The sequence below is a fragment of the Modestobacter sp. VKM Ac-2979 genome (assembly GCF_026967995.1).
In the GTDB taxonomy this organism is placed as follows: Bacteria; Actinomycetota; Actinomycetes; order Mycobacteriales; family Geodermatophilaceae; genus Modestobacter.
In genome coordinates this window covers 532,944-552,436 of record NZ_JAPVBO010000003.1, presented here as the reverse complement: position 1 = coordinate 552,436, position 19,493 = coordinate 532,944, and the positions used below count along the sequence as shown (strand labels likewise).

Here is a 19,493-nt window from a genome sequence, read left to right as displayed (position 1 = left end):
CCTGGTCCAGGTCGGCTTCCTGGTCCAGGTCGGCTTCCTGGTCCAGGTCGGCTTCCTGGTCCAGGTCGGCTTCCTGGTCCAGGTCGGCTTCCTGGGCGAGGGCGTCGAGGTGGGTCTGGACCCGGCGGGTGAGCCGGCCGATCTCGGCATGTGCCCGGCTCATCGGCGCGACCGCCTCGTCGGACCCCAGGGCGTGGGCCAGGGCCGGGTAGAGCTCGGCCTCCTCGGCCTGCTCGTGCGGGACCAGCCGTTCCACCAGCGCGGTCCTGGCGCGGCGCAGCGCCTCGACCGCCTCCGGGGTCGGCGCGTCGACCAGTGCATCAGCTGCTGCCCGGACAAGCGGGAGGACCTGGTGCAGGTCGTTCTGCTCTGCGGCGAACCGGCGCAGTAACACCTGGGTCGCCGGCTGCACGGGACGGCCTCCGACCCCACCGCCACGCAGGGCCCGGAGGGCGTTGAGGATCACCGCGACGTCGATGGCCTCCTGTAGCAGTGCCCCGAACGCGGGCGGGATCAGGCCGACAGCGGCCAGCCCCATCGCCGTCAGGGACAGTCCCATGCCCACCGCCGCGCTCTGCACCGCAATGCGCCGCGCGTACCGGGCGATCTCCATCGCGTCGGCGACCCGGTCGAGCCGGTCGGTGGTGAGCACCACGTCGGCCGCCTGGGAAGAGGCGGTCGAGCCACGAGCGCCCATCGCGATACCCACCGTGGCCGCGGCGAGCGACGGGGCGTCGTTCAGGCCGTCCCCGACCATCACCGTGACCGCCTGTTCGCGCTCGGCCCGCACCGCCTCCACCTTGCCGGCCGGCGTCTGCTGGGCGCCCACCTCGTCCAGCCCCAGCACGGCGCCGACCTCCCGCGCCGGTTCGGGCCGGTCGCCGGTCAGCATCACCAGGCGGGTGATGCCGGCCGATCGCAGGCGGCGCATCGTCCGACCGGCGTCCGGCCGGAGCGGGTCCTTCAGCAGCAGCGCACCCACCAGGACGCCGTCGACCTCGACCCACACCAGGGCGCAGCCGTCCAACCCGGCCCGGCTGACCGCCGTGCGCGCCCAGGCGGCGTCCGGGACGGTGTCCTGCTTGCCGACCCGCACGAATGCGCCGTCGACCATGGCGACGACACCACGACCGGGCTCTTCCTGGACGTCGGCAGGCAGCACCAGCGGGATGCCCCGCTCGCGCGCCTCGGCGACCACGGCCTCGGCGAGCACGTGCGGGGACAGTTGGTCGGCCGAGGCCGCCAGCCGCAGCACCTCCGCCACGGCCCGACCGGGCGCGGTCAGCACCTCGGTCACCGCGGGCCGGCCGGCCGTCAGCGTGCCGGTCTTGTCCAACACCATGGTCCGGGCGGAACCCAGGCGCTCCAGCGCACCGCCACCGCGGACGACCACCCCCAGCCGTGACGTCCGGGACAGGCCGGAGACGATCGCCACCGGGGCCGCCAGCAGCAGCGGGCACGGGGTCGCCACCACCAGCACCGCCACGGCGCGGTCCGGCGTCCCGCTGACCGCCCAGGCGAGTCCGGCGACGACGAGGGAGAGCGGCAGGAACCAGGCGGCGAACCGGTCGGCCAGCCGGACCACCGGCGCGTTGTCGGCGCCGGCCTGCTGCACAAGGGCGACGATCCCGGCGTAGGTGCTCTCGGCGGCCGGGACGGTGCAGCGCAGCGCGACGGCGCCGCCGGCGTTCAGCGTGCCGCTGCGCACGGCCTCGCCGACGGCGCGCTCCACCAGCTCCGGCTCCCCGGTCAGTGCCGACTCGTCCAGGACCGCGGGGCTGTCGACCACCACCCCGTCGACCGGGAACACCTCGCCCGGCCCCACCAGCACCAGGTCACCGACGGCCACCTCGTCCACGGGCACCTCGGAGACCACGGACCCGACGCGACGGCGTGCGGTCCGGGGCGCCCGCTCCAGCAACGCCCGGAGGTCCCTGGTCGCCCGTCGCTGGGCGGCCGCCTCCAGGGTTCGGCCGGTCGCGAGCATGACCGCTATCAGGGCGCCGGCCAGGTACTCGCCGACCGCCAGGGTCCCCACCAGCGCGAGCAGAGCGATCAGGTCCACCCCCAGGCGCCGTCGGATGAGGTCTGCGATCACCCACCCTGCTGACGGCAGGACCGCGACCAAGGTGGCGATGGCCCACAGCGCGTCGTCCCACCTGCCGAGGCCGGTGGCCCAAGCCAGCCCGCCTGCCGCGAGCAGTGCCAGGGTCACCGTCAGCAGCGCCGGCTCCAGCCACCGGCTCACCTTCGACAACCAACTGAGCCCAGCCGTGGGCCGGGACGTAGATCGGTCGGACATGCGCCCCTCCCTGACCACCGGCGTTCGACCGACGCCGCGTGGTCTCGACCCTCGTGGGGAGCCCCTGGATCCGGCCATCGGCGCCAGTCCTCGGCCGGCATGACCTTGGTCCTCAACTCGACCGACCGACCGAGCGACCGACGGATGTCACCCGCCGTGGTCGGCAAAATCGAGTTGGCCACCGATCAGGTGCGTCTGCTCCTCGAACCGTGAGGCCGCCAAGTTGGTGAGTGCTCGCTTCAACCAGAAGGCGACCCAGTCGACCACGGCGGAGCGATCCCGTCGTGGTGAGCGCACAGAATGGACGCAACAGATTGAAGTACCGAATCTCCCAAAGGGTGACGCTGCTAGGGACTGCCAAATTCCAGTTGGACAGCCCCTGAACGACCGCCAAGTCCGTCCACAGTTGGAACGGTGAGGGCCCCGGCGTCGACCGTGCCTCCGTCTCCCTGCTCAAACGTCACAAGAGCCGGCATCGGTGCGCGGGTCACCCCCCGCGGGTTACGCCGGTCCCACGTGTGTCACCCCGGCGGGGGGACGTCACCGTGAACGTTTCTTCGGAGCGTCGACGGCATCGCACTGATGCCGGAGGCGCCACAGATGTTCCACGACCCCACGATCGTCGGCAGTTGGCCGGCGCTCGCCGCCCGACTCGACGCCAACGCCGCCCTGCCTCGCTGGGCCGAATCCGAACCCGCACTTGTAGGTCTCGCCGCCGTCGCCGACCTCGTCGAGGTCTGCTCCGAGTCGGGCGAGCACGAGCGAAGCAACGCCGTCCTGGCCGCACTCGTCCGGCTCGCTGCAGTCGACGGCGGGCGCGACGACGATGAGCTCGCGCTGTTGCTGCACCTGCTGAGCGGGCTGGTCTGGACGATGGTCCGGCAGTTGCGAGACCTGAGCCCGGACATCGTCGCCGTGGTGGTCGGGGAGCTCACCTGCCAGATCCGGCGTTACCCGTGGCAGCGCCGCCCGCGTGCGGTGGCTGCGAACCTGCGGGCCGACACCCGTCGTGCGGTGCTCGCCGAACTGCGACCGCGAGACCGCCGCCACCCGGAACGTGGTGAGTTCCTCACCGTCGATGGTGACGTCACCCGGTTGATGCCTGCCGACCCACGCGACGACGCCGAGGACCTCGACATCGCGGACTTGCTGCAGTGGGCGGTCCGGTCCGGGGTGGACGCTGCGGACCTGGAGTTGCTCGTCGCGACCGAGTGCGGCCGTGACCTTCAGCAGGGCGGCGACTCGAAGGTCGCCGCTGAGTACGGCATCTCTACCCGCACGCTTTACCGCCGGCGGAACCGCACCATCGCCGCGCTGCGCACCGTCGCCCGCGACTACCTGGCGGCGGTCGCGTGAACACCCCACTGGCTCCCCTCGACAGCCCGGCATCGAGTGAGGGCGTCTGCGCGGGCCACCCTGCTGAGCGCCGCCTACTGGCCGTCGCCGAGGTCCAGCAAGCCCTGCGGGAACTGCGATCAAGGCAGGCTGTTCGCCTCGTCGACGTCGGGGGTGACACGGCTTCCGAGCCTCGGAAGAGCCGGGGTGACAGGACACCGGGGAGGCACCGGGCGGGGGGTGACAGTGACCTGCCGACCGGCTGGATCACCGTGTTGGCGGGGCACGCCGGTGCGGGGGCTTCCACTGTGGCCTTGGCGATCAGTGACGCTGCTGCAGCAACTGGTCAACCGGCGCACCTGATCGATAATGCGCACCCCGCCCGTTCCGGCCTCGGGGCCGCAGCGTCGGCGGAGCTGGGAATGGACGACACAGGGGCCTGGCGCCGGGGCCTCCGGTCCACCGTCACCATCGACCGCCGTGCGACGGATGCGTCGCCGAGCGGCTGGCCGGTGCCGACCGGCCATCGCGCGGGGGTGACGGTCCTCGATCTTGGGCTGGACGCTGACGGTCGGGCTTGCCGCACCGTCAATCGCGCGCACACCGTCGTCGTCTGCCGGCCGACCGTCCCCGGTGTTCGCCTGACGGAGGCACTCCTCGATCAGCTGGGGAATCAGGTCGTCGTCGTCGCTGCCGTCGGTGGCCGCCGATGGCCCGGTGAGGTCGCTGCCAGCTCGGGGCCTCGGCTGCGTGCTCTGCGCCTTGCCGGACAGGTCGTCGCCGTTCCGCTGGAGCGGCGACTCGAGGTCACCGGCCTCACCGGCCAGCCACTGCCCTCGTCGATCCAGGCGGCCGGCCGCGCGCTGCTTGCACTGCTGTCTTCCCGGCGCCCCGGGGTCGCGCTGGCGTCAGTCACGACCACCAGTCCAGGACCCTTCCCAGGAGCATCCCGATGACCGCCCGGCTTGCAGATTCGTTGATGGCCGCCGGCGTCTGCCCGGCCGCACCACCTGGCATGCAGGTCTACGCCGATCAGATCCAGTCCTGGGTGAAGTGGGGCGTCCTGGCCGTTCTGGGGATCTGCTTCTTCGCCAGCGTCGGGATGCTGATCTGGGGGCGGGTCACCCACCATCCCCGGGGAGCCCGGCTGGGGATGGACGGGATCCTGATTTGCCTGGTCGGCGCGATTCTCTACGTCGTCGGGTACGTCATCGTCCTGTCGATCGTCGGGACCGGCTGCTGATGGTCCGCCATCGGAGCGGCCGTGAGCCGCACGGCTTCCCGTGGTCACGGCGCAAGATGCTGACCCTGCTGGCGGGTGCAGGAGTCGCGGTCGCAGTCCTGGCAACAGGTCTGGTGCTGGCCGTGGTGCACGCCGTCCGGCCGGCATCCGGGCCCACTGACTCCGCTTCTGCAAGCGACCCGGTCGGGTCCGCACCCGCGTCGACCACAGCGCCGACCGACCGAGTCGCGCTCGAGGACTCACTGGCCGCCAGGCCGATGCCAGTCGTCCCGGAGTCGGCGTCCCATCCCGGGCCCGTCTCCGACCGCGATCCGGGCGCGCCCATCCTGCTTCCCCCGGCAACCAGCATCGGACCGGCCGGCGTGCCGACAGGCTTCCCCCGCACCCCGGAAGGGGCGTTGGCTCAGCTGGCCGCGATCGACCAGGTCGCCCTCCAGTCCGCCTCATTGGCCGGCGCCCGTGCCGTGATCAGCGCCTGGGCCATGCCCGGCGGTCCGACGACCACGAGCTGGTCCGGTGTGCGCGCGGTCGGACGGCTCCTCGATGCCGCAGGCCTGTCCGGGGGTGGCTCCACGCAGTTCGCCGTCGTGCTGACGCCGCTAATGGGTCTGATCAAGGGCAGTGTCGGATCGGACTTCGTCGTCGCCTGCGTCGACTTCCAACTCGACGTCACGCTGCAGCGCACTGCCCGGGGGGCGGTGGCGGACTGCCAGCGAATGGTCTGGCGGACCGACCGGTGGTTGATCGGGCCGGGCGCTGAACCTGCCACGCCACCGTCGGTGTGGCCCGGCACCGATGTCGCCTTCAGCGTCGGCTACCGGGACCTGCGACATGAGTGACGACGTCCTGGCCGTCGACCTCAATCCCCTGAACTGGCTGGGGAACGCTGCCTCTGCTGCGGTCACGGATGTCTGGACGGCGGCGATGGTCAGCATCTGGTCGGCGGGGCTCTGGCTGCTCACCCTGGCTTTCGAGGTCATCGATGCCTTCACCACGCCGGACGTCTCTGCGGACGGGCCGATGGGCGCGGTGCTGCCGACGACGCTGTGGCTCGGTGCCTCGGTCGCAGCGACCATGATGTTCGTCCAGCTGACCATGGCGCTGATCCGTCGCGACGGGCAGTCCATCGGCCGGGTGCTCCTCGGTATTGGACAGTTCGGCCTGGTTTGGGTCGGCTACCTGGGCGTCGCCGGCGGTCTGGTCGCGGCCGCCGCGGGACTGTCCCGCGGGATCTTGCAGGCCATGCTGGAGGTCGACAGCCTGTCGGCGTTCGATCCCGGTAGCTCGTGGCCGCGCGAGGTGGTGGACGCAACGGCGGCCACCGTGCTCGGCCTCTCGTCGCTGCTCCTGCTGATCCCAGCGTCGTTCTTCTACCTGGTGATCTCGCTGGTGCGGGCGGCCGCGCTGATCATCCTGGTCGCCACAGCGCCGATTGCGGCCGCCGGGTTGCTCAACGACAGCACGAAGGCGTGGTTCTGGAAGAGCCTGCGCTGGTTCTTCTCCTGCCTGCTCATCGCGCCGACCGCGGCCCTGGTGCTGGGCATCGGCGTGCAGCTGTCCGCCGGCGTCGTCGCTGGCGCGGGTGACTCCACCGCACAGGCCGCAGGAGCTGCGGTGATCGGCGCGATCATGGTGGCGATCGGTGCGCTGTGTCCGCTCGTGCTCTTCCGGCTGCTGGCCTTCGTGGATCCGGGGACCGCGTCGGGCTCGGCCCTACGGCAGTCGTGGGGCGATGCCGGCGGACTGTCCGGGGTCCTGTCCGGCGGCAAGCAGGCGTCGGGTAGCGGTGCCGCTGCGCAGAGCGGTGGCGATGGACGTTCGCAGGGGGAGGCCGCCGCCGAAGCGCAGTCAGCGAGCCGGCTCGGGTCGATGCTCGGGACGGTCGGCTCGGCGGTGGGCGCCAGCACGGTCGCGGCGGCTTCGGTTGCCCACCGGGCCGTCGACGTCGCCTCGGACGTACTCGGCTCGACAGGCGTCGGACACGCCGGCCACAGCCTGACGCCGACCGGTCAGCGCAGCAGCCGACGCGCGAGCGGGAGCGGTCAGGCGGGCACTTCTGGCTCCACCACCGGCTCTGGTGGGGGTGCTGAAACTCCCGAGGGCTCGACCGATGGCGGCGGAGGTGCCCTTCCCGATTCTCCGCGAGCAACACCGCCGTCGGGTGGGGGGCCTGGGATGCCCGCGGAGCCACCGGCCCGGAGCGGAGGCCTGGCGAACTGGGCGAAGGCCGAGCCGACCGTCGGCGCCGCGGCTCCCGAGGCTGCTGCAGTGGTGGCGCTGTGACCGCGTCTGCCGGACCGGTCCGTTACGGGTCGTGGTCGAAGGACAGGCCGGGCTGGTTCGGTGGGCTCAGCGCTCGGGCCTGGATCGGCGTGGGGCTCGCCGGTCTGCCCATGCTGCTGGCTGCCAGTGCGAATCGATGGCTGCTGGCACTGGCCTGGGCACCGGTCTGGGCTGTCCTGGCCGTGCTGCTAGCCGTTCCCGTCCGGGGCCGGTCCGCGTTCCGCTGGGCGCTGGACTCCCTGCTCCGCGGGATCGGGGGCGCGCTGGGGTGGACCGACTGGCAGTCCCGAGCGGCTGCTGGCGTTGCTGCCGACCTGGACGACGCCGACCTGCCCGGCGTTCTGTCAGGGGTCCAGACCCACGACGGTCCGCCCTTCGGCCCGCTCCTCGCGCGCCCCGCCGTCATCGCCGATCACCGGGAGCGGACCTGGGCCGTGGTGGCTCGGATCACCCACCCCGGGATCGGGATGTCCGAGACCACCGCTCGCACGCGGATGGGCATCGGACTGGCCGAGCTGCTGGAGGGCGCGGCCACCACCGAGTTGGTGTCGGTCGTCGCCCTGCAGGTCCGGACACTGCCCGACGACGGCGCCGAACGCGCAGCGTGGCAACAGGCCCATCTGCGACCCGAGGCTCCGCCGCTGGCGCGTGCGGTCACTGCGGAGCTCGCGGCCGTGATGACCCAGGCCGGCGTAAGGCATGAAGCATTCGTGACGGTGGTCGTGCCAGAACGGCGGATCCACCGCCAGGCCAAGGAAGCCGGAGGCGGCGTCGACGGGCGTGCTCGCGTGCTCTACGGCGTGATGAGCGAGATCGAGGCCCGGCTGGTCGGACCGGTTGGCTGCTCGAGCGTTACCTGGCTGGACTCTCCCGCGCTCGCGTCGGCCATCCGCACCGGCTTCGCCCCGGGTGACCGCGCCGGCTTGGCGACCGCCGAGCTGGCCGTGAGCACCAATCCGCGCATCGTCGCGGCGCTGCCGATGGCCGCTGCGGGGCCCACCGCTGCCCCTCCGCCGGAACGGCGTCACTACGTGCACGACGCCTGGCACTCGGCGACCTGCACCGTCCTGCTGCCTGACAAGGGTGCGGTCATGGGTGCCCTCGCGCCGGTCCTCACTCCGACGACGGCGGGGGAGCGGCGGTGCGCCACGGTGTTCTTCGAACCGATCAGCTCCACCAGGGCTGGTCGGATGGTCGGCAACGAGTCGATGAGCTCCGAGCTGGCGACCGAGATCCGGCGCCGCGGTGGGTTCAGGGACCGGGCGGCACATCGTCGGGACGCGGCCCGGGTCGAGGGCCAGGACGTGCGGCTGGCCCAGGGCAATGCGCTCGTCCGCGTGGCCGTCGCAGTGTCGGTGACCGTGCCTGGCACGTGGTCCATCACCGACTACGGCCGTCGGCTGGAGGCCAGCGTCACCGGCAGTGGGTTCAAGCCGTTGCGGCTCGACCTGGCTCAAGACTCCGCTTTCGCTGCCGCCTGCATACCGCTCGGAATCGGGTTGCCGCGGCGCCGAGGTGCCCAGTGAGCAGCCGGCGCATCGGTCGGCAGCGACAGAGCACCCGGGGCAGGGGAGTGGCGCAGCTCGTCTCCGACTTCGGTCACGAACTCCCGTCGTTGCTCTCGCCACCGGCTCGCCCAGCCGACGTCGACCCCTTCGACACGCTGGTCGGCCGACGTGGTCGGACCGGCCAGGCCGCCGGCTGGGCGGCGGTGCCTGCACCGCTGGCCGTCTACCGGATGACCTCGGAGCAGGTCGGCGGGGTCTGGCCGCTGATCGCCGGTGACGGGCTGCCGCCGGGCGGTGCGATCCTCGGCATCGACTACCTCTCCGGCGGCGCCTTCTCCGCCGATCCGATCGGCTGGACGCTCAACAGCGTCGCCGGCGTCACCAACCCGAACATGATCCTCTTCGGGGCGCCGGGCCGGGGGAAGTCCGGCACGGTCAAGATGTTCGCCCTCCGGCAGATGGCCTACGGCTACCGGACGCTGGTGCTCGGCGACGTCAAGGACGAGTACGAGCCGCTCTGCCGGGCCCTGCAGGTCCAGCCGCACGCGGTCGGTCACGGCCTCCCTGCGCGGATCAACCCGCTGGACTTCGGGCCACTGGGCAACGACTGGACCCGGCTGCCCCGGGCTGAAGCACGGCGCCGCGCAGCCATGGTCTTCTCCCGATGGCTGCTGCTCATCCGAGGCCTCGTCGGCTCACAGCACGTGCCGTTCGGGCCGACCGCGGAGACCGCTGTCGGTCAGGTCCTCCGCGACCTGACCGGCTACGCCGACGGCGCCGACCGGATGCGGGAAGTGACCATCCCTCAGCTCTGGCAGGCGCTGCGCGCGCCCAGCGACGAACTCGTCGACGCGTGCCGCTACGCCACCCGCCAGCACTTCCTGGACGAGACCCGGCCGGTGCGCGACGCACTCGGAGCCCTGGTCACCGGTCATCTGGCCGGCCTGTTCGACGCACCGACCACCGTCTCGGTGGACTGGCGCGCACCGATCCAGTCGCTGTCCCTGTCCCGGCTGGACCCACTGGGTGACGAGGCCGTAGGCGTGGCGCTCACCTGCCTGAACTCCTGGGGCCGGGCGATGACCCAGCTGGCCGAGCCCGGAGATCTGCGGATCGTCATCCGGGACGAGTGCTGGAAGCAGATGCGGCTGGGCACCGACGCGGTCAAGTCCCTGGACGCCGACCTGCGCCTGTCCCGCAACGACGGGTGCATCCAGGTCGTCATCGCACACAAGCCCTCCGACATGTTGACCGTCGGCGATGCGGGTAGCCAGGCGGTGGCCATCGCCAAGGACCTGCTGCATCTCTGCGCCACCAAGGTGCTGCTCGGCCAGGACGAGCAGATCGGGGACGAGCTCTCCGACCTGCTCGGTCTCAGCCCGATGGCCGAGCAGATCGTCACCGACTGGGCTGCCGCAGCCAGGGGTCGAGCGCTCTGGCTGGTCGGCAGCCATGTGGCGAAGGTGCAGACCGTCCGGACCTCGTTGGACGTCGCCCTGACCGACACCAACGACGCCCTGGACACAACGGCATGACTGGGACGGCGGAACGCATGGCGAGGGCCTGGCTGTGGAAGGCCGCCGTCCCGCTCGCGCTGCCGATGCTGGCCGCGCTCACTCTGCTGATCCCGCTGGCCGTCCTCGCCGCCGCGGCCACACCGACAGCATCGGCATCGTCAGCCTGCTCGACAGCCGGCACCGGCGCCACCGTCGCCGGCATCGAGCTGGATGCCGTCCAGATGGGCCACGCACAGACCATCGTCACCGTCGGCGCAGCACGGGGGTTGAACTCGTACGCGGCCACCGTGGCGCTGGCGACCGCCTGGCAGGAGTCCCGGCTGCGGATGCTGGCCAACGACGGCAGCAGCCCTGAACTCACGCCCGCGCAGGCTGCGGAGACCGCCACCAGCCTGACCCATCCGCACGACGGGCTCGGTTCCGACCACGACAGCGTCAACACCTTCCAGCAGCGCTGGACCGCCGGCTGGGGGACCGTCGCCCAGCTGATGGACCCCGTCTACGCCGCCGAAGCCTTCTACACCCGGCTCGTCGCTGTGCCGGACTGGGAGGCCATCCCGCTGACCCGGGCCGCGCAAGCCGTGCAGGTCTCGGCCTACGGGGATGCCTACGCCCACGGGGAGACGCTCGCCCGGCAACTCACCGCGATGTTGTGGCCCGCCGCCCAGGGGGCGGCTGCGGATCCGGCCGGGGCGGTAGCCAGCGTCTGCCCCGCCCTGCCGGTGCCGGCCGGCGCCTGGGCCCGGCCCACCACGGGGCAGCTGACCTCCGGGTTCGGGCTCCGCTGGGGCAGCCAGCACGCCGGCGTCGACTTCGCCGGACCCCGCGACACCCCCGTCTACGCCGCCGCGGCCGGCACCGTGATCACCGCTCTGCCTGCACCAGTACCTACTGCGACCGCGACGGCAGCCTCAACCTCAAGGGCTACGGCAACCTCGTCGAGCTCGACCACGGCGCTGGAGTCACCACCCGCTACGCCCATCTCTCCGGCTACACCGTCACGCCAGGGCGGCAGGTCCCCGCGGGCGCGCTGCTCGGGCACCAGGGCGCCACCGGCAACAGCACCGGCGTCCACCTGCACTTCGAGGTCCGCGTCCACGGCGCAGCCGTCGACCCCGTCCCATGGCTGGCAGAGCGCGGCGTCGACCTGCACGCCACCGCCACCGCCGGTTGACCGGCAGAGAGGGCAACCAGGAATGAACGTGAACATCCACCGCCGACCGAGGGCCGGCGAGTGACGACGCCGTCCCGACGTCGCGAGGCGCAGCCGATCGGCCGGGGATGGGAGCTGGCCGTCGCTGCGGTCGGCGGCGCTCTGATCGCGGTAGGGCTGGCGGCCATGGCCGGGCTCGGGCTCGCCTCGGCGTTGTGGGGCGGTGGCTGGGTCTGGCCGGACGGCATCGATTTGGCCAGCCGCGTCCTCGGCGGGCTCCTGAGCGGAGATCCCGGCCGTGGCCTGTCCCCGGATCAGCTGGGGAAGGTCGCCGAGCCCGCCCCGGTGTACGCATGCGTCGCCGCCGCCGAACTCGTCCTGCTGACCGTCGCGGTCAGCACCGCGGTCCTGGGCGTCCGCCACCGGCGTCCCGGCGATGCCCGCAGCGGGATGGCCACCCGTAGCGAGGCCGCGCAAGCCCTCGGGCTGCGCCAGCTCCGCGCTGGACGAGCGGTCATCCGCCCGGATCTCTACCCGCTCAGACGCGACTGGGAGCGCCTCGGCCGCCTCCTGTCCACAGGCGGCGACGCGACGCGCAGTCGTACCCACAGATCCGTCCAGAGCAACAGTTCCCCGTCGATCTCCCCATCACCGTCGACCCAGACATCACCCACGTCCACTGCGAAGGAGATCCCTTGATGACCAAGAACGACGACGGCTTGGACGCCGATCTACTGGCCGCCCGCTCGGAGGCCTCAGCGCTGTTCGCCGCCGCTGCCCGCAACGACCAGGCGGGGGTGACGGCGCAGCTGCACTGTCTCGCCGCTGCCACTGCCCTTCGTGCGCCCAGCGGACCGGTTCCCGCGACGGCCGACGCCGCCGACCCCGACCGGCTCGTCGAGCAGGCGTTGCACATCCTCGGTGAGCTGGAGCCCGAAGACTTCGCCCACCCCGATGTCCTCGCCGCAGCCCGGCACGGTCGCCGGGCACTGCGGGCACGGCGCTGATGGCCACTTCGCTCGGGCAGCTCCTCGACGCCCTGGCCGAGACCGCACACTCCACTGAGCCCACCGCTGCGGCCCGCGCCGATGCGGGTACCGCGTTGGGACAGCTGGGCCGGGCGCTGGCACAACTGCGCCGCGACGGCGTGTCCCCAGCCATCGGTGACCGACGGGAGCACCAGGTCGCCGAGCTGGCCGCCGCCTGCACCGAGCTGGCCGCTCGTGCGCCTGCGACCGAATCGACCCTGGCCGGGCTCGCGGCTGCTGCGGCCGACACCCTCGCCGTCCTCCACGACCACAGCACCGTCGCCTCACGATGGGCTGCGGCCACGGCGGTGGCCGAGACCATCACGCCGCTGGTCCAGGTGCTGGCCGGGACACTGCCCGCCGGCCCGGCGGCCCAGTGGCTCGCCGAGGTAGAGCGGCAGTCGGTACTGGTCCAGCAGACCGCGGCACTGCAGCCGCCATCGCGGGCGGACGCCGCCATCCTCGACCGACCGTTGGCTGGGCCCGCGGTCCCGGCGAGCTCGGACCCTGCTCTCGTCGTCCCCGACGCGGTCGCCGTGCTGCTGCGCGCCACGGGCAGCGCGGCGGAGTCCCCGTCGGTCGCGGAGGTGCTCGCGTACACACTCGCCGCAGAGACGCTCAGCGATGCCGCGCAGCGGCTCGACTCGGTGGCCGAGCCGGGAGCCGGGCAGGCGGCCGCACCTGCTTGGCGGGCCGTTCGAGCCGCCTTGCGCCCCTACGACGACGGGAGCCGGCGGCCGCACCACGATGCACCGCCGGCTGTGCACGCGGCTCTGCGTCTGCACGCCTCGCTCAACCGTCCGGGCTCGGACCCGGCGCTCCGAGCAGAGCCGTTGCGTGCGGCCGTCGCGGCGGCTGCCCAGCACCTGCCGACCTTGGCGACCCAGCTGATGTACCGCACGGTCCGGTCGTGGGCGGACACCGGTGCGCTGGTGGCCTACGCCCGCGACGTGCCGCCGCGGGAGGAGCGGGTGGCCGCCTATCTGCGGGGCTACCAGCTCGGCGGACTCGTCCGGGTGGACGCCGTGGACCTGCAGCCGGTGGCTGGGGCGCTGCACAACGCCCGGCTGCTGTCGCTCGCGGTGGCGACCCGGGCCGCAGCAGTCGGCGTGCCCACGACGGCCGACTTCCCGCGACGGGCGCTGGCCGCCAACCAGGCGCTGCTGGGCCAGCCGCAGACGGCCGCCGCGCTGGAAGCGGCGACGCATGAGGCCGGTCGGCATCTGCAGTTGGCGCGTGGCCAGACGTCCGGCCCCACCCGAGCTCGTTGATCGTGAGGAGCACACGTATGTCCCGGTTCGAGCCCACGGACGTCGGCTGGCGGGTGGGTCGCTCGTCGCTGCCCCGTGGCGTCGAGCTGTGGTGCCGGTACGACCGCACCACCGGCGTGTACGGAGAGCAGGGCTCCGGCAAGACCTTGGACCTGTTGGCCCCGGCGTTGCTGGCTCACCGCGGCGCCGGTCTGGCGACGCTGACGAAGGTCGACGACCTGCTGCTGACCGCTGGACGACGTCAACGCCCCGTCCATCAGGGCGGGCCGGCCCGTCCGATTGCGGTGCTCGACCCGTTCGGTGCTGCGCCGGGGATCCCGGAATTGGTGTGGGATCCGATCGCCGGCTGCGTCGATCCGCAGATCGCTGAACGACGCGCGAAGGCGTTCTCCGCTGGCACGGTCACCGGTTCGGTCACCGGTGGCCGGCAGGACAACGCTGCACGGTTCTATGCAGCCGAGACGGCGAAGGTGTTGCAGGGCTTCCTGCACGCCGCGGCCCTCACGGGTCGCACCCTGGACCACGTCCTGGAGTGGGTCGCCAACCCGGTCGCCGCCGAGCAACCGGCCGAGATCCTGCAGCAGCACCCGCACGCGGCACGCTTCTGGGACGGGCTGCTCGCCGGGGCCCTGCACGGCAGCCCGGACACCGTCGGCAACACCGTCACGACCGTGCAGCAGGCGATGGCGCTGTTCTTCCAGCCGGCCATCCGCGCCCGCTGCGTGCCGTCACCCGGCCGGCCGGCCACCGACCTGGTCGACCTGATCACCCGGCAGGGCACGGTGTACCTGCTCGGTCGCGACGACCCGTACGCCTCGGCGGCGCCGTTGATGACCGCCGTCGCCGAGCACGTCCTGGACACGGCGCTGCAGGTCGCCAACACCTCGCCGCACGGGCGGATGACGCCCTGCTTCCTGGCCTGCCTCGACGAGTTGCCCTCGACCACCCCGCTGCCCACCTTGCGGGTGCGGATGGCCAACGAACGCGCCCTCGGCCTGTCGTTCATCTACGCCGCGCAGACCTGGAAGCAGATGGTCGTCTCCTACGGGGAGGACGAGGCCCGCTCTCTGCTCGGGCTCACCAACACCTTGGTCGTCTTCGGCGGAGGCAAGGACGTCCACTTCTACCGGGAGCTGTCCGACCTGCTGGACGACGTACGGATCAGCCGGCAGACGGTCACCGACGGCCCCGGTGGTGTCGGTACATCGCGGTCGGGGGAGGACGTACGAGTGCTGCGACCTGGGGACATCCGTCGCGTGCCGGAGCGGCACGCGCTCGTCATCGCCGGAACTGCGCCACCCATCCTGGCCAGGCTCCGCCGCTGCCTCGACGGCAAGGACGGGCAGCAGCTGAAGGCCGAGCTCTCGGCTGCCCGCGCGCAGGTATCCCGTGCCCGCGCTGACGTGGTGGACGTCCAGGAGCGCACTGCCGCAGCGCTGACCTACGCCCGCGACCACCGGCTGACTGCTCGGCCGGACGACGTCTCTGGTGGGCCGTCCACCCTGTGGCGCGGGGAGTGGCCGCAGTGATCGTCCTACCGTTCCCGCCTCCGCCGGTTGGCGTACTGGTCGCACTGGAGCTGCTGCAGGACGTGCGCCGCCGAGAGTCCGGGCAGCCAGCCCCGGTCGGCGTCGTGGCCGACATGGAACGCCCGTGGGAACCGGCCGGGTGCAACAGCGAGCTCAGCGCATCGGTGTGGAACTGGTGCGACGACGTCGCGGTCTGGATCAACCACGAGTACGCCTGGCGACCCGCGCAGATGATCCCGGCTTGTTGGCGCCAGCATCCGCACATCGCTCGCGAGCTACCGGTGCTGGCGGTACTGCGGTGGCAGGCGGAGAGCGCGGCCGCTCCCGAGCTGGTCGAGGAGTGGAACCGCTACGCGTTTCCGATGTTCTGCGACCGGATGGTCGAGCGCCTCGGCGAGAGCACCTGCCGCACCGGTCGGCACCAGGGTTGGCCGGCGGAGAGCCGCTATGCAGCCTTCCTCGAAGGTGCTGGTCGCTGACAAGGCCAGGGGCCGCCGCGGGTAGGTGCAAGGGCAAGACGAAGCCCCGGCGACATGGCCAGAGGCCAGCGGTCCACCGGGGCTTTCGTTAGGGAGTGTACGTCAGGATGGAACGTGATGACCGAGTCGACACCGCCGCAGCCGGCGCCAGATGTGCCGCCGGCTGGCGCCTGGGTGGAGCGCTGGCTGAGCGTCCCGCGGTTTTCGGTCTACCTGGCTGCCGCTGACTCCGACCGGGGTCGCGCACTGGCGCTGTACGAGTGGAACACCCAGACCAGCGCGGCACTGCTGCACGACCTGGCGCACGTCGAGGTGGGGCTGCGCAACGCCTACGACCGCGCGCTGGCCGATCGCTGGCCAGGCCCGCCGCACTGGACCCTGGCCGGGGAGACGGTCTTCGCTCCGGTGTACCGGACCCGGGGCCGCCGTCGGGTCGACATCAACGAACGACCGCGGGAGAACCTGCGTCAGGCGATCGGCATCGCCGGTGGCCCGGCGGCCCGGCCTGGGAAGGTCGTCGCCGAGTTGATGTTCGGCTTCTGGCGCTACCTCAGTTCGGCTGCGCACGAGAAGGCGCTGTGGGTTCCTGCACTCCACCGCGCCTTCCCGCGGGGTACCGATCGCGCCAGCCACGTCGACGGGCCCGTGGGGCGTCTGCACGAGCTGCGCAACCGGGTGGCCCATCACGAGCCGCTGTTGACGACCGACGTGACGGGCCGGCTCGCGGACCTGCTCGGCCTAGCCAGTCGCCTCGATCCGCAGTTGGGGCTGCACCTGCGGGCGACCAGCGATGTCTTCGGGCTACTGGCTACCAGGCCGTGAGCCCCACGCCCGGACTGCGTCGGTCATGCGCAGCTCGCTCAACGGTTCGGTAGGTACCCGGTTCATCTCGGTCGTCCTGACGTCACCTGGGGTGGGCGTCGTCCCCCGCGCGGTAGCGCCAGCAACTTGTGCCGCGTCCGGCAACCTCCGCCCGAAAGGCGGCTTTCGGGACGTCGGCGCCGGGGGCGGGGGACCATGAGGCATGGACGGTTGCCGCGCTCTGCACGTCGATGGGCAGGACTTCACTGTGACGCATCGCCGTGGCGAGCCGGGCGTCTATGACTTCGACTGGCTCAGCGGCCCCCACACCCCGGCATACGGGTTCACCACCGCTCGCTCCGACGGGGCAGCGATGAGTGAGGCAGAGATGCGCGCAGCGATCGTTGGATTCCTGTCACAGATCTACCCGGAGACGGGCTACATCGACTGATTTCCTGCGCGGCATTAGGTTGCGTCCCGGCAGTGCGCCGTCGTCAACCCTTGAACACCGGGGGCGGGCAACCGGGTGGGCGCGGTGAGCGCACGTGCGCAAGCACGTCCGGAGTCGCCGCGAAGATCGACACCACGCCGGTCTCGTGCGCAGGCCCGGTGCCACGCAATGAGATCGCAACCAGGTTCTCTCCTGCGGCAACTCGCTTCAGGTAGGCCCGCGCCTTCTGCTTGTTCAGGTACCCAGCGCGGTAGCGACCGGTCCGGTCGAAGACCGCTACTGCTCGATCGTCGTGCGGATTATTCGGCTCGGGCACCAATCTCACGTCGGCGCCCGGACGAAAGTCGCCGCCATTGTTCTCGTAGTACGACCCGCCGCGCAGGTTGGACACGAGCAGCCCAGCAGGCCCTAGCCGCCGATCAGTGGGGCCGACCAACAAGCCGGTGGCGTCCTCGCAGAACCGCAGCACTCGTCCATCCCCGGCCCCGTAGTCGATCAGGTGCACGGACGGCAGCCCGTCGGCGCCGAGGAAGCGCTCAGCATCCCCGTCAGGGACGGCGTACCAGGGGTCGTGCGGCCCAGAGTCGCCCGGCCTGTCCGGCACACCTCCGGACGCAGAGCCGGATCTTCGTGACGCTGGAGAAGGTGTCGGTGGCCCAGGTTCGACGGTGCGCGCATCGCGTGTGCGGCCGAACAGACGGTCTAGTAGCCCCATGACCCCGACCGTAATGGGAGGCCACTGTCGCGCTCGGTCATGCGCCTTGGGCGCGGCTGCTCCTTCAGTGGGCAAGGCCGCGTGCAAGTGCTGACAACCCTCGACGAGCAAGACGGCATGGCGCGCCAAAGCACCTGACTAGCGGTGCCGGATGGCACCGTCCGGACATGTCGACCCAATCCCGCCGTCGTCCGCGATCGACCGCTCCGCGCTGCCGTGGGACACGGTCAAGCTCTTCGCGCCTCCCACGGACCTGGAGACTCTCGCTGGAGCGCTCGGTGGGCTGATCCAGACCGGGGCGTCGAAGGTCGCCTCCGCGCACTGGCGGGCGGTCCGGTTGTGTGGGTTGGGGAAATTAGCTCGGCGTGATGCTTCCGACCTTCCCGGTCAGCATGCCGATCTGATCGCCGTGCCGCGCCTTGAAGGACTAGGTGCCCGGCTGAGACAGGGAAACGGCAAAGACGTTCACCGAGCGGCAGGAGCAGTCTTCCTGGGCCTCAATGTTCAAGGAAGCGTGGCCGATGATCATGTACAGTCACGGCATTCTGCCAGTCGCAGTGCACCACAAAGGAGGGCTGACGATGGCCCCCTATTCTCGGGGATCTCGCGTACTGATCGCTGTCTCACTCGTGGGCGTTCTCGGCCTCGCGGCCTGGCAGGGGCGCATGGTGTGGGAAGACAGTGGCTCGTTCGTCTTCCTCCTGTTCGGCATCCCTGCGGTGTGTGCCGCTCTCGCCCTGTGGGTCGAATGCGCCAACAGGACGATGCTGGCTCCGGCGATCGTCGCCGTTCTCGCTGTGGTCTCACTCGTGTGGTCGCTGATCACGGGGCTGGGTGTCGGCTGGGGCCTCCTTGTGCCATCGCTCCTCCTGCTGGTCGCCGCCATGATCTCCGGGGTCGACAGGCGGCCAGTTCGCTCCGCGCCAGCGCGGAACTGATCGACGGCGTGTTGATTGGACCGAGCGCTTCCTGCTAGCGCTGCGTCTTTCACCGTTCGGCCTGGGCGGTTCTCCCCGTGCGGTGGAGGTGAGACGGAGCCTGGCGGACGTGCCGTCACCCTGCGGGATCTACGGCCCTGTAGAGGTCGGTCGTAGATCCCGGCGGCGTGTACCCCGGCTCTCGCAGACGCCAGCCGTCACGGATCGGCTCGCGTTCGGCATCCGGCCAGCCAGGGGAGGGGGTCAGGTACGCGAGACCACGTTGTACGAGACGCGGGTAGGCGTACCGGTCCACGAAAGGCGTGTGGAACCACAATCGCAGCCACCAAGGGGCTGACGCCACGTCGAAGTCCGCCCCGTAGCCGCGAGGCATGTGGTTCCAGCCTTCCAGTCTCACGCTGAGCAGTCTGGCCGCGAGCGGTCATCTGCACCAGCGGCCAGCACGCGCTCTGACGGCCTCCAGCACCCTCTTGATGGGGTGAACGTTGCCGGATGCGGCACTAAGCCAGCCACGGCTGCCGGCTCGTTGACGATCCCGTCTTCGTCGATGGAGTCCATGAGCTTGCGGAGAGCTCGTGGCGCATCAGCTACGACGACGTCGGTGTGCGCGCGCACGGCTCGGGCCCGGGCCGCGAGGATGACGCCCATAGCCGACAGGCTGAGATACGTGGCCCCGGAGAGGTCGATGCGCAAGGAACTTGGTGTATCTGAGAGCGCTGAAGCCAGAGTGGTCTGCAGCTGCGGTACGGCTTGGGCGTCGACCTCTCCGCAGAGTTGGACGATGACCAAGCCGCCGCTAGCCGTGATGTCGATCGAACAGGTGTCGAGCAGGGCGAACTCCGCTGAGTAGCCAATCAGACCCGGTGGTTCGAGCCGCCCGTAGTCGGCCTCCACCGTCCGAGCGCAGGCAACGTAACAGCGGAGACCTGTCCCTGACGCC

At 71.4% G+C, this 19,493-nt stretch carries 19 protein-coding genes; 16 read left to right on the top strand and 3 right to left on the bottom strand.

The window, feature by feature from the left end:
* A partial coding sequence (locus O2W15_RS11390; RefSeq protein ID WP_269179509.1) for a heavy metal translocating P-type ATPase occupies window positions 1-2,248 on the bottom strand: 2,248 nt, incomplete at its 3' end.
* Window positions 2,249-2,902: 654 nt separating this feature from the next.
* On the opposite strand from O2W15_RS11390, the gene O2W15_RS11385 reads away from it, so the two are divergent.
* The 15 genes from O2W15_RS11385 to O2W15_RS11315 all read left to right on the top strand — a co-directional run bounded on the left by O2W15_RS11385 (window position 2,903) and on the right by O2W15_RS11315 (window position 16,900).
* Window positions 2,903-3,658, top strand: coding sequence for a hypothetical protein (locus O2W15_RS11385; RefSeq protein ID WP_269179508.1), 756 nt, complete (start codon window positions 2,903-2,905; stop codon window positions 3,656-3,658).
* A 293-nt stretch (window positions 3,659-3,951) separates the two neighbouring features.
* On the top strand, window positions 3,952-4,593 hold the full coding sequence (locus O2W15_RS11380) for a hypothetical protein (protein WP_269164348.1): 642 nt from the start codon (window positions 3,952-3,954) through the stop codon (window positions 4,591-4,593).
* Window positions 4,590-4,880: a hypothetical protein gene (locus O2W15_RS11375; protein WP_269164349.1), complete on the top strand. Its 291-nt coding sequence runs from the start codon at window positions 4,590-4,592 to the stop codon at window positions 4,878-4,880. The genes O2W15_RS11380 and O2W15_RS11375 overlap by 4 nt, the downstream gene beginning before the upstream one ends.
* Window positions 4,881-4,936: 56 nt before the next feature.
* A complete protein-coding gene (locus O2W15_RS11370; RefSeq protein ID WP_269164350.1) occupies window positions 4,937-5,719 on the top strand; it encodes a hypothetical protein in 783 nt (260 codons plus the stop codon).
* A 181-nt stretch (window positions 5,720-5,900) separates the two neighbouring features.
* A complete protein-coding gene (locus tag O2W15_RS11365; protein ID WP_269179507.1) occupies window positions 5,901-7,163 on the top strand; it encodes a type IV secretion system protein in 1,263 nt (420 codons plus the stop codon).
* Window positions 7,160-8,689: an SCO6880 family protein gene (locus O2W15_RS11360; RefSeq protein ID WP_331253869.1), complete on the top strand. Its 1,530-nt coding sequence runs from the start codon at window positions 7,160-7,162 to the stop codon at window positions 8,687-8,689. The genes O2W15_RS11365 and O2W15_RS11360 overlap by 4 nt, the downstream gene beginning before the upstream one ends.
* Window positions 8,686-10,206, top strand: coding sequence for an ATP-binding protein (locus tag O2W15_RS11355; RefSeq protein WP_269179505.1), 1,521 nt, complete (start codon window positions 8,686-8,688; stop codon window positions 10,204-10,206). The genes O2W15_RS11360 and O2W15_RS11355 overlap by 4 nt, the downstream gene beginning before the upstream one ends.
* Window positions 10,207-10,840: 634 nt before the next feature.
* The gene (locus O2W15_RS11350) at window positions 10,841-11,362 is read left to right on the top strand and encodes a M23 family metallopeptidase (RefSeq protein ID WP_269179504.1); all 522 of its coding nucleotides are present in this window, start codon (window positions 10,841-10,843) and stop codon (window positions 11,360-11,362) included.
* Window positions 11,363-11,422: 60 nt separating this feature from the next.
* Window positions 11,423-12,040 carry a conjugal transfer protein gene (locus O2W15_RS11345; RefSeq protein WP_269179503.1) on the top strand — a complete coding sequence of 206 codons (618 nt, stop codon included), beginning with the start codon at window positions 11,423-11,425 and terminating at the stop codon, window positions 12,038-12,040.
* Window positions 12,040-12,348, top strand: a complete 309-nt coding sequence (locus tag O2W15_RS11340; RefSeq protein ID WP_166756781.1) for a hypothetical protein — start codon at window positions 12,040-12,042, stop codon at window positions 12,346-12,348. The genes O2W15_RS11345 and O2W15_RS11340 overlap by 1 nt, the downstream gene beginning before the upstream one ends.
* Window positions 12,348-13,640 carry a hypothetical protein gene (locus O2W15_RS11335; RefSeq protein WP_269179502.1) on the top strand — a complete coding sequence of 431 codons (1,293 nt, stop codon included), beginning with the start codon at window positions 12,348-12,350 and terminating at the stop codon, window positions 13,638-13,640. Before O2W15_RS11340 ends, O2W15_RS11335 begins: the two co-directional genes overlap by 1 nt.
* A gap of 17 nt (window positions 13,641-13,657) precedes the next feature.
* Window positions 13,658-15,169, top strand: a complete 1,512-nt coding sequence (locus O2W15_RS11330; protein WP_269179501.1) for a type IV secretory system conjugative DNA transfer family protein — start codon at window positions 13,658-13,660, stop codon at window positions 15,167-15,169.
* Window positions 15,157-15,648: a hypothetical protein gene (locus O2W15_RS11325; protein ID WP_269179500.1), complete on the top strand. Its 492-nt coding sequence runs from the start codon at window positions 15,157-15,159 to the stop codon at window positions 15,646-15,648. Before O2W15_RS11330 ends, O2W15_RS11325 begins: the two co-directional genes overlap by 13 nt.
* A gap of 117 nt (window positions 15,649-15,765) precedes the next feature.
* Entirely contained in the window at window positions 15,766-16,470 is a 705-nt protein-coding gene (locus tag O2W15_RS11320) for a hypothetical protein (protein WP_269179605.1), read from the top strand.
* A gap of 202 nt (window positions 16,471-16,672) precedes the next feature.
* Window positions 16,673-16,900, top strand: coding sequence for a hypothetical protein (locus tag O2W15_RS11315; RefSeq protein ID WP_269179499.1), 228 nt, complete (start codon window positions 16,673-16,675; stop codon window positions 16,898-16,900).
* 43 nt (window positions 16,901-16,943) lie between these two features.
* Here the strand turns inward: O2W15_RS11315 and O2W15_RS11310 are convergent, their stop codons facing one another.
* Window positions 16,944-17,405: an HIRAN domain-containing protein gene (locus O2W15_RS11310; protein WP_269179498.1), complete on the bottom strand. Its 462-nt coding sequence runs from the start codon at window positions 17,403-17,405 to the stop codon at window positions 16,944-16,946.
* 731 nt (window positions 17,406-18,136) lie between these two features.
* On the opposite strand from O2W15_RS11310, the gene O2W15_RS11305 reads away from it, so the two are divergent.
* Window positions 18,137-18,553, top strand: coding sequence for a hypothetical protein (locus O2W15_RS11305; RefSeq protein WP_269179497.1), 417 nt, complete (start codon window positions 18,137-18,139; stop codon window positions 18,551-18,553).
* Window positions 18,554-18,946: 393 nt separating this feature from the next.
* Here O2W15_RS11305 and O2W15_RS11300 read toward each other — a convergent pair whose 3' ends face one another.
* Window positions 18,947-19,447 (bottom strand): STAS domain-containing protein, encoded by a 501-nt coding sequence (locus tag O2W15_RS11300; RefSeq protein ID WP_269179496.1) that lies wholly within the window; start codon window positions 19,445-19,447, stop codon window positions 18,947-18,949.
* Between the last annotated feature and the right edge of the window lie 46 nt (window positions 19,448-19,493).

Bases quoted from the DNA above. Each gene is read 5' to 3' on its own strand.
- O2W15_RS11330 (WP_269179501.1), top strand. From the start codon at position 13,658: ATGTCCCGGTTCGAGCCCACGGACGTCGGCTGGCGGGTGGGTCGCTCG.
- O2W15_RS11305 (WP_269179497.1), top strand. From the start codon at position 18,137: ATGATCATGTACAGTCACGGCATTCTGCCAGTCGCAGTGCACCACAAA.
- O2W15_RS11315 (WP_269179499.1), top strand. From the start codon at position 16,673: ATGGACGGTTGCCGCGCTCTGCACGTCGATGGGCAGGACTTCACTGTG.
- O2W15_RS11370 (WP_269164350.1), top strand. From the start codon at position 4,937: ATGCTGACCCTGCTGGCGGGTGCAGGAGTCGCGGTCGCAGTCCTGGCA.
- O2W15_RS11320 (WP_269179605.1), top strand. From the start codon at position 15,766: ATGACCGAGTCGACACCGCCGCAGCCGGCGCCAGATGTGCCGCCGGCT.
- O2W15_RS11335 (WP_269179502.1), top strand. From the start codon at position 12,348: ATGGCCACTTCGCTCGGGCAGCTCCTCGACGCCCTGGCCGAGACCGCA.
- O2W15_RS11365 (WP_269179507.1), top strand. From the start codon at position 5,901: ATGGGCGCGGTGCTGCCGACGACGCTGTGGCTCGGTGCCTCGGTCGCA.
- O2W15_RS11375 (WP_269164349.1), top strand. From the start codon at position 4,590: ATGACCGCCCGGCTTGCAGATTCGTTGATGGCCGCCGGCGTCTGCCCG.
- O2W15_RS11385 (WP_269179508.1), top strand. From the start codon at position 2,903: ATGTTCCACGACCCCACGATCGTCGGCAGTTGGCCGGCGCTCGCCGCC.
- O2W15_RS11340 (WP_166756781.1), top strand. From the start codon at position 12,040: ATGACCAAGAACGACGACGGCTTGGACGCCGATCTACTGGCCGCCCGC.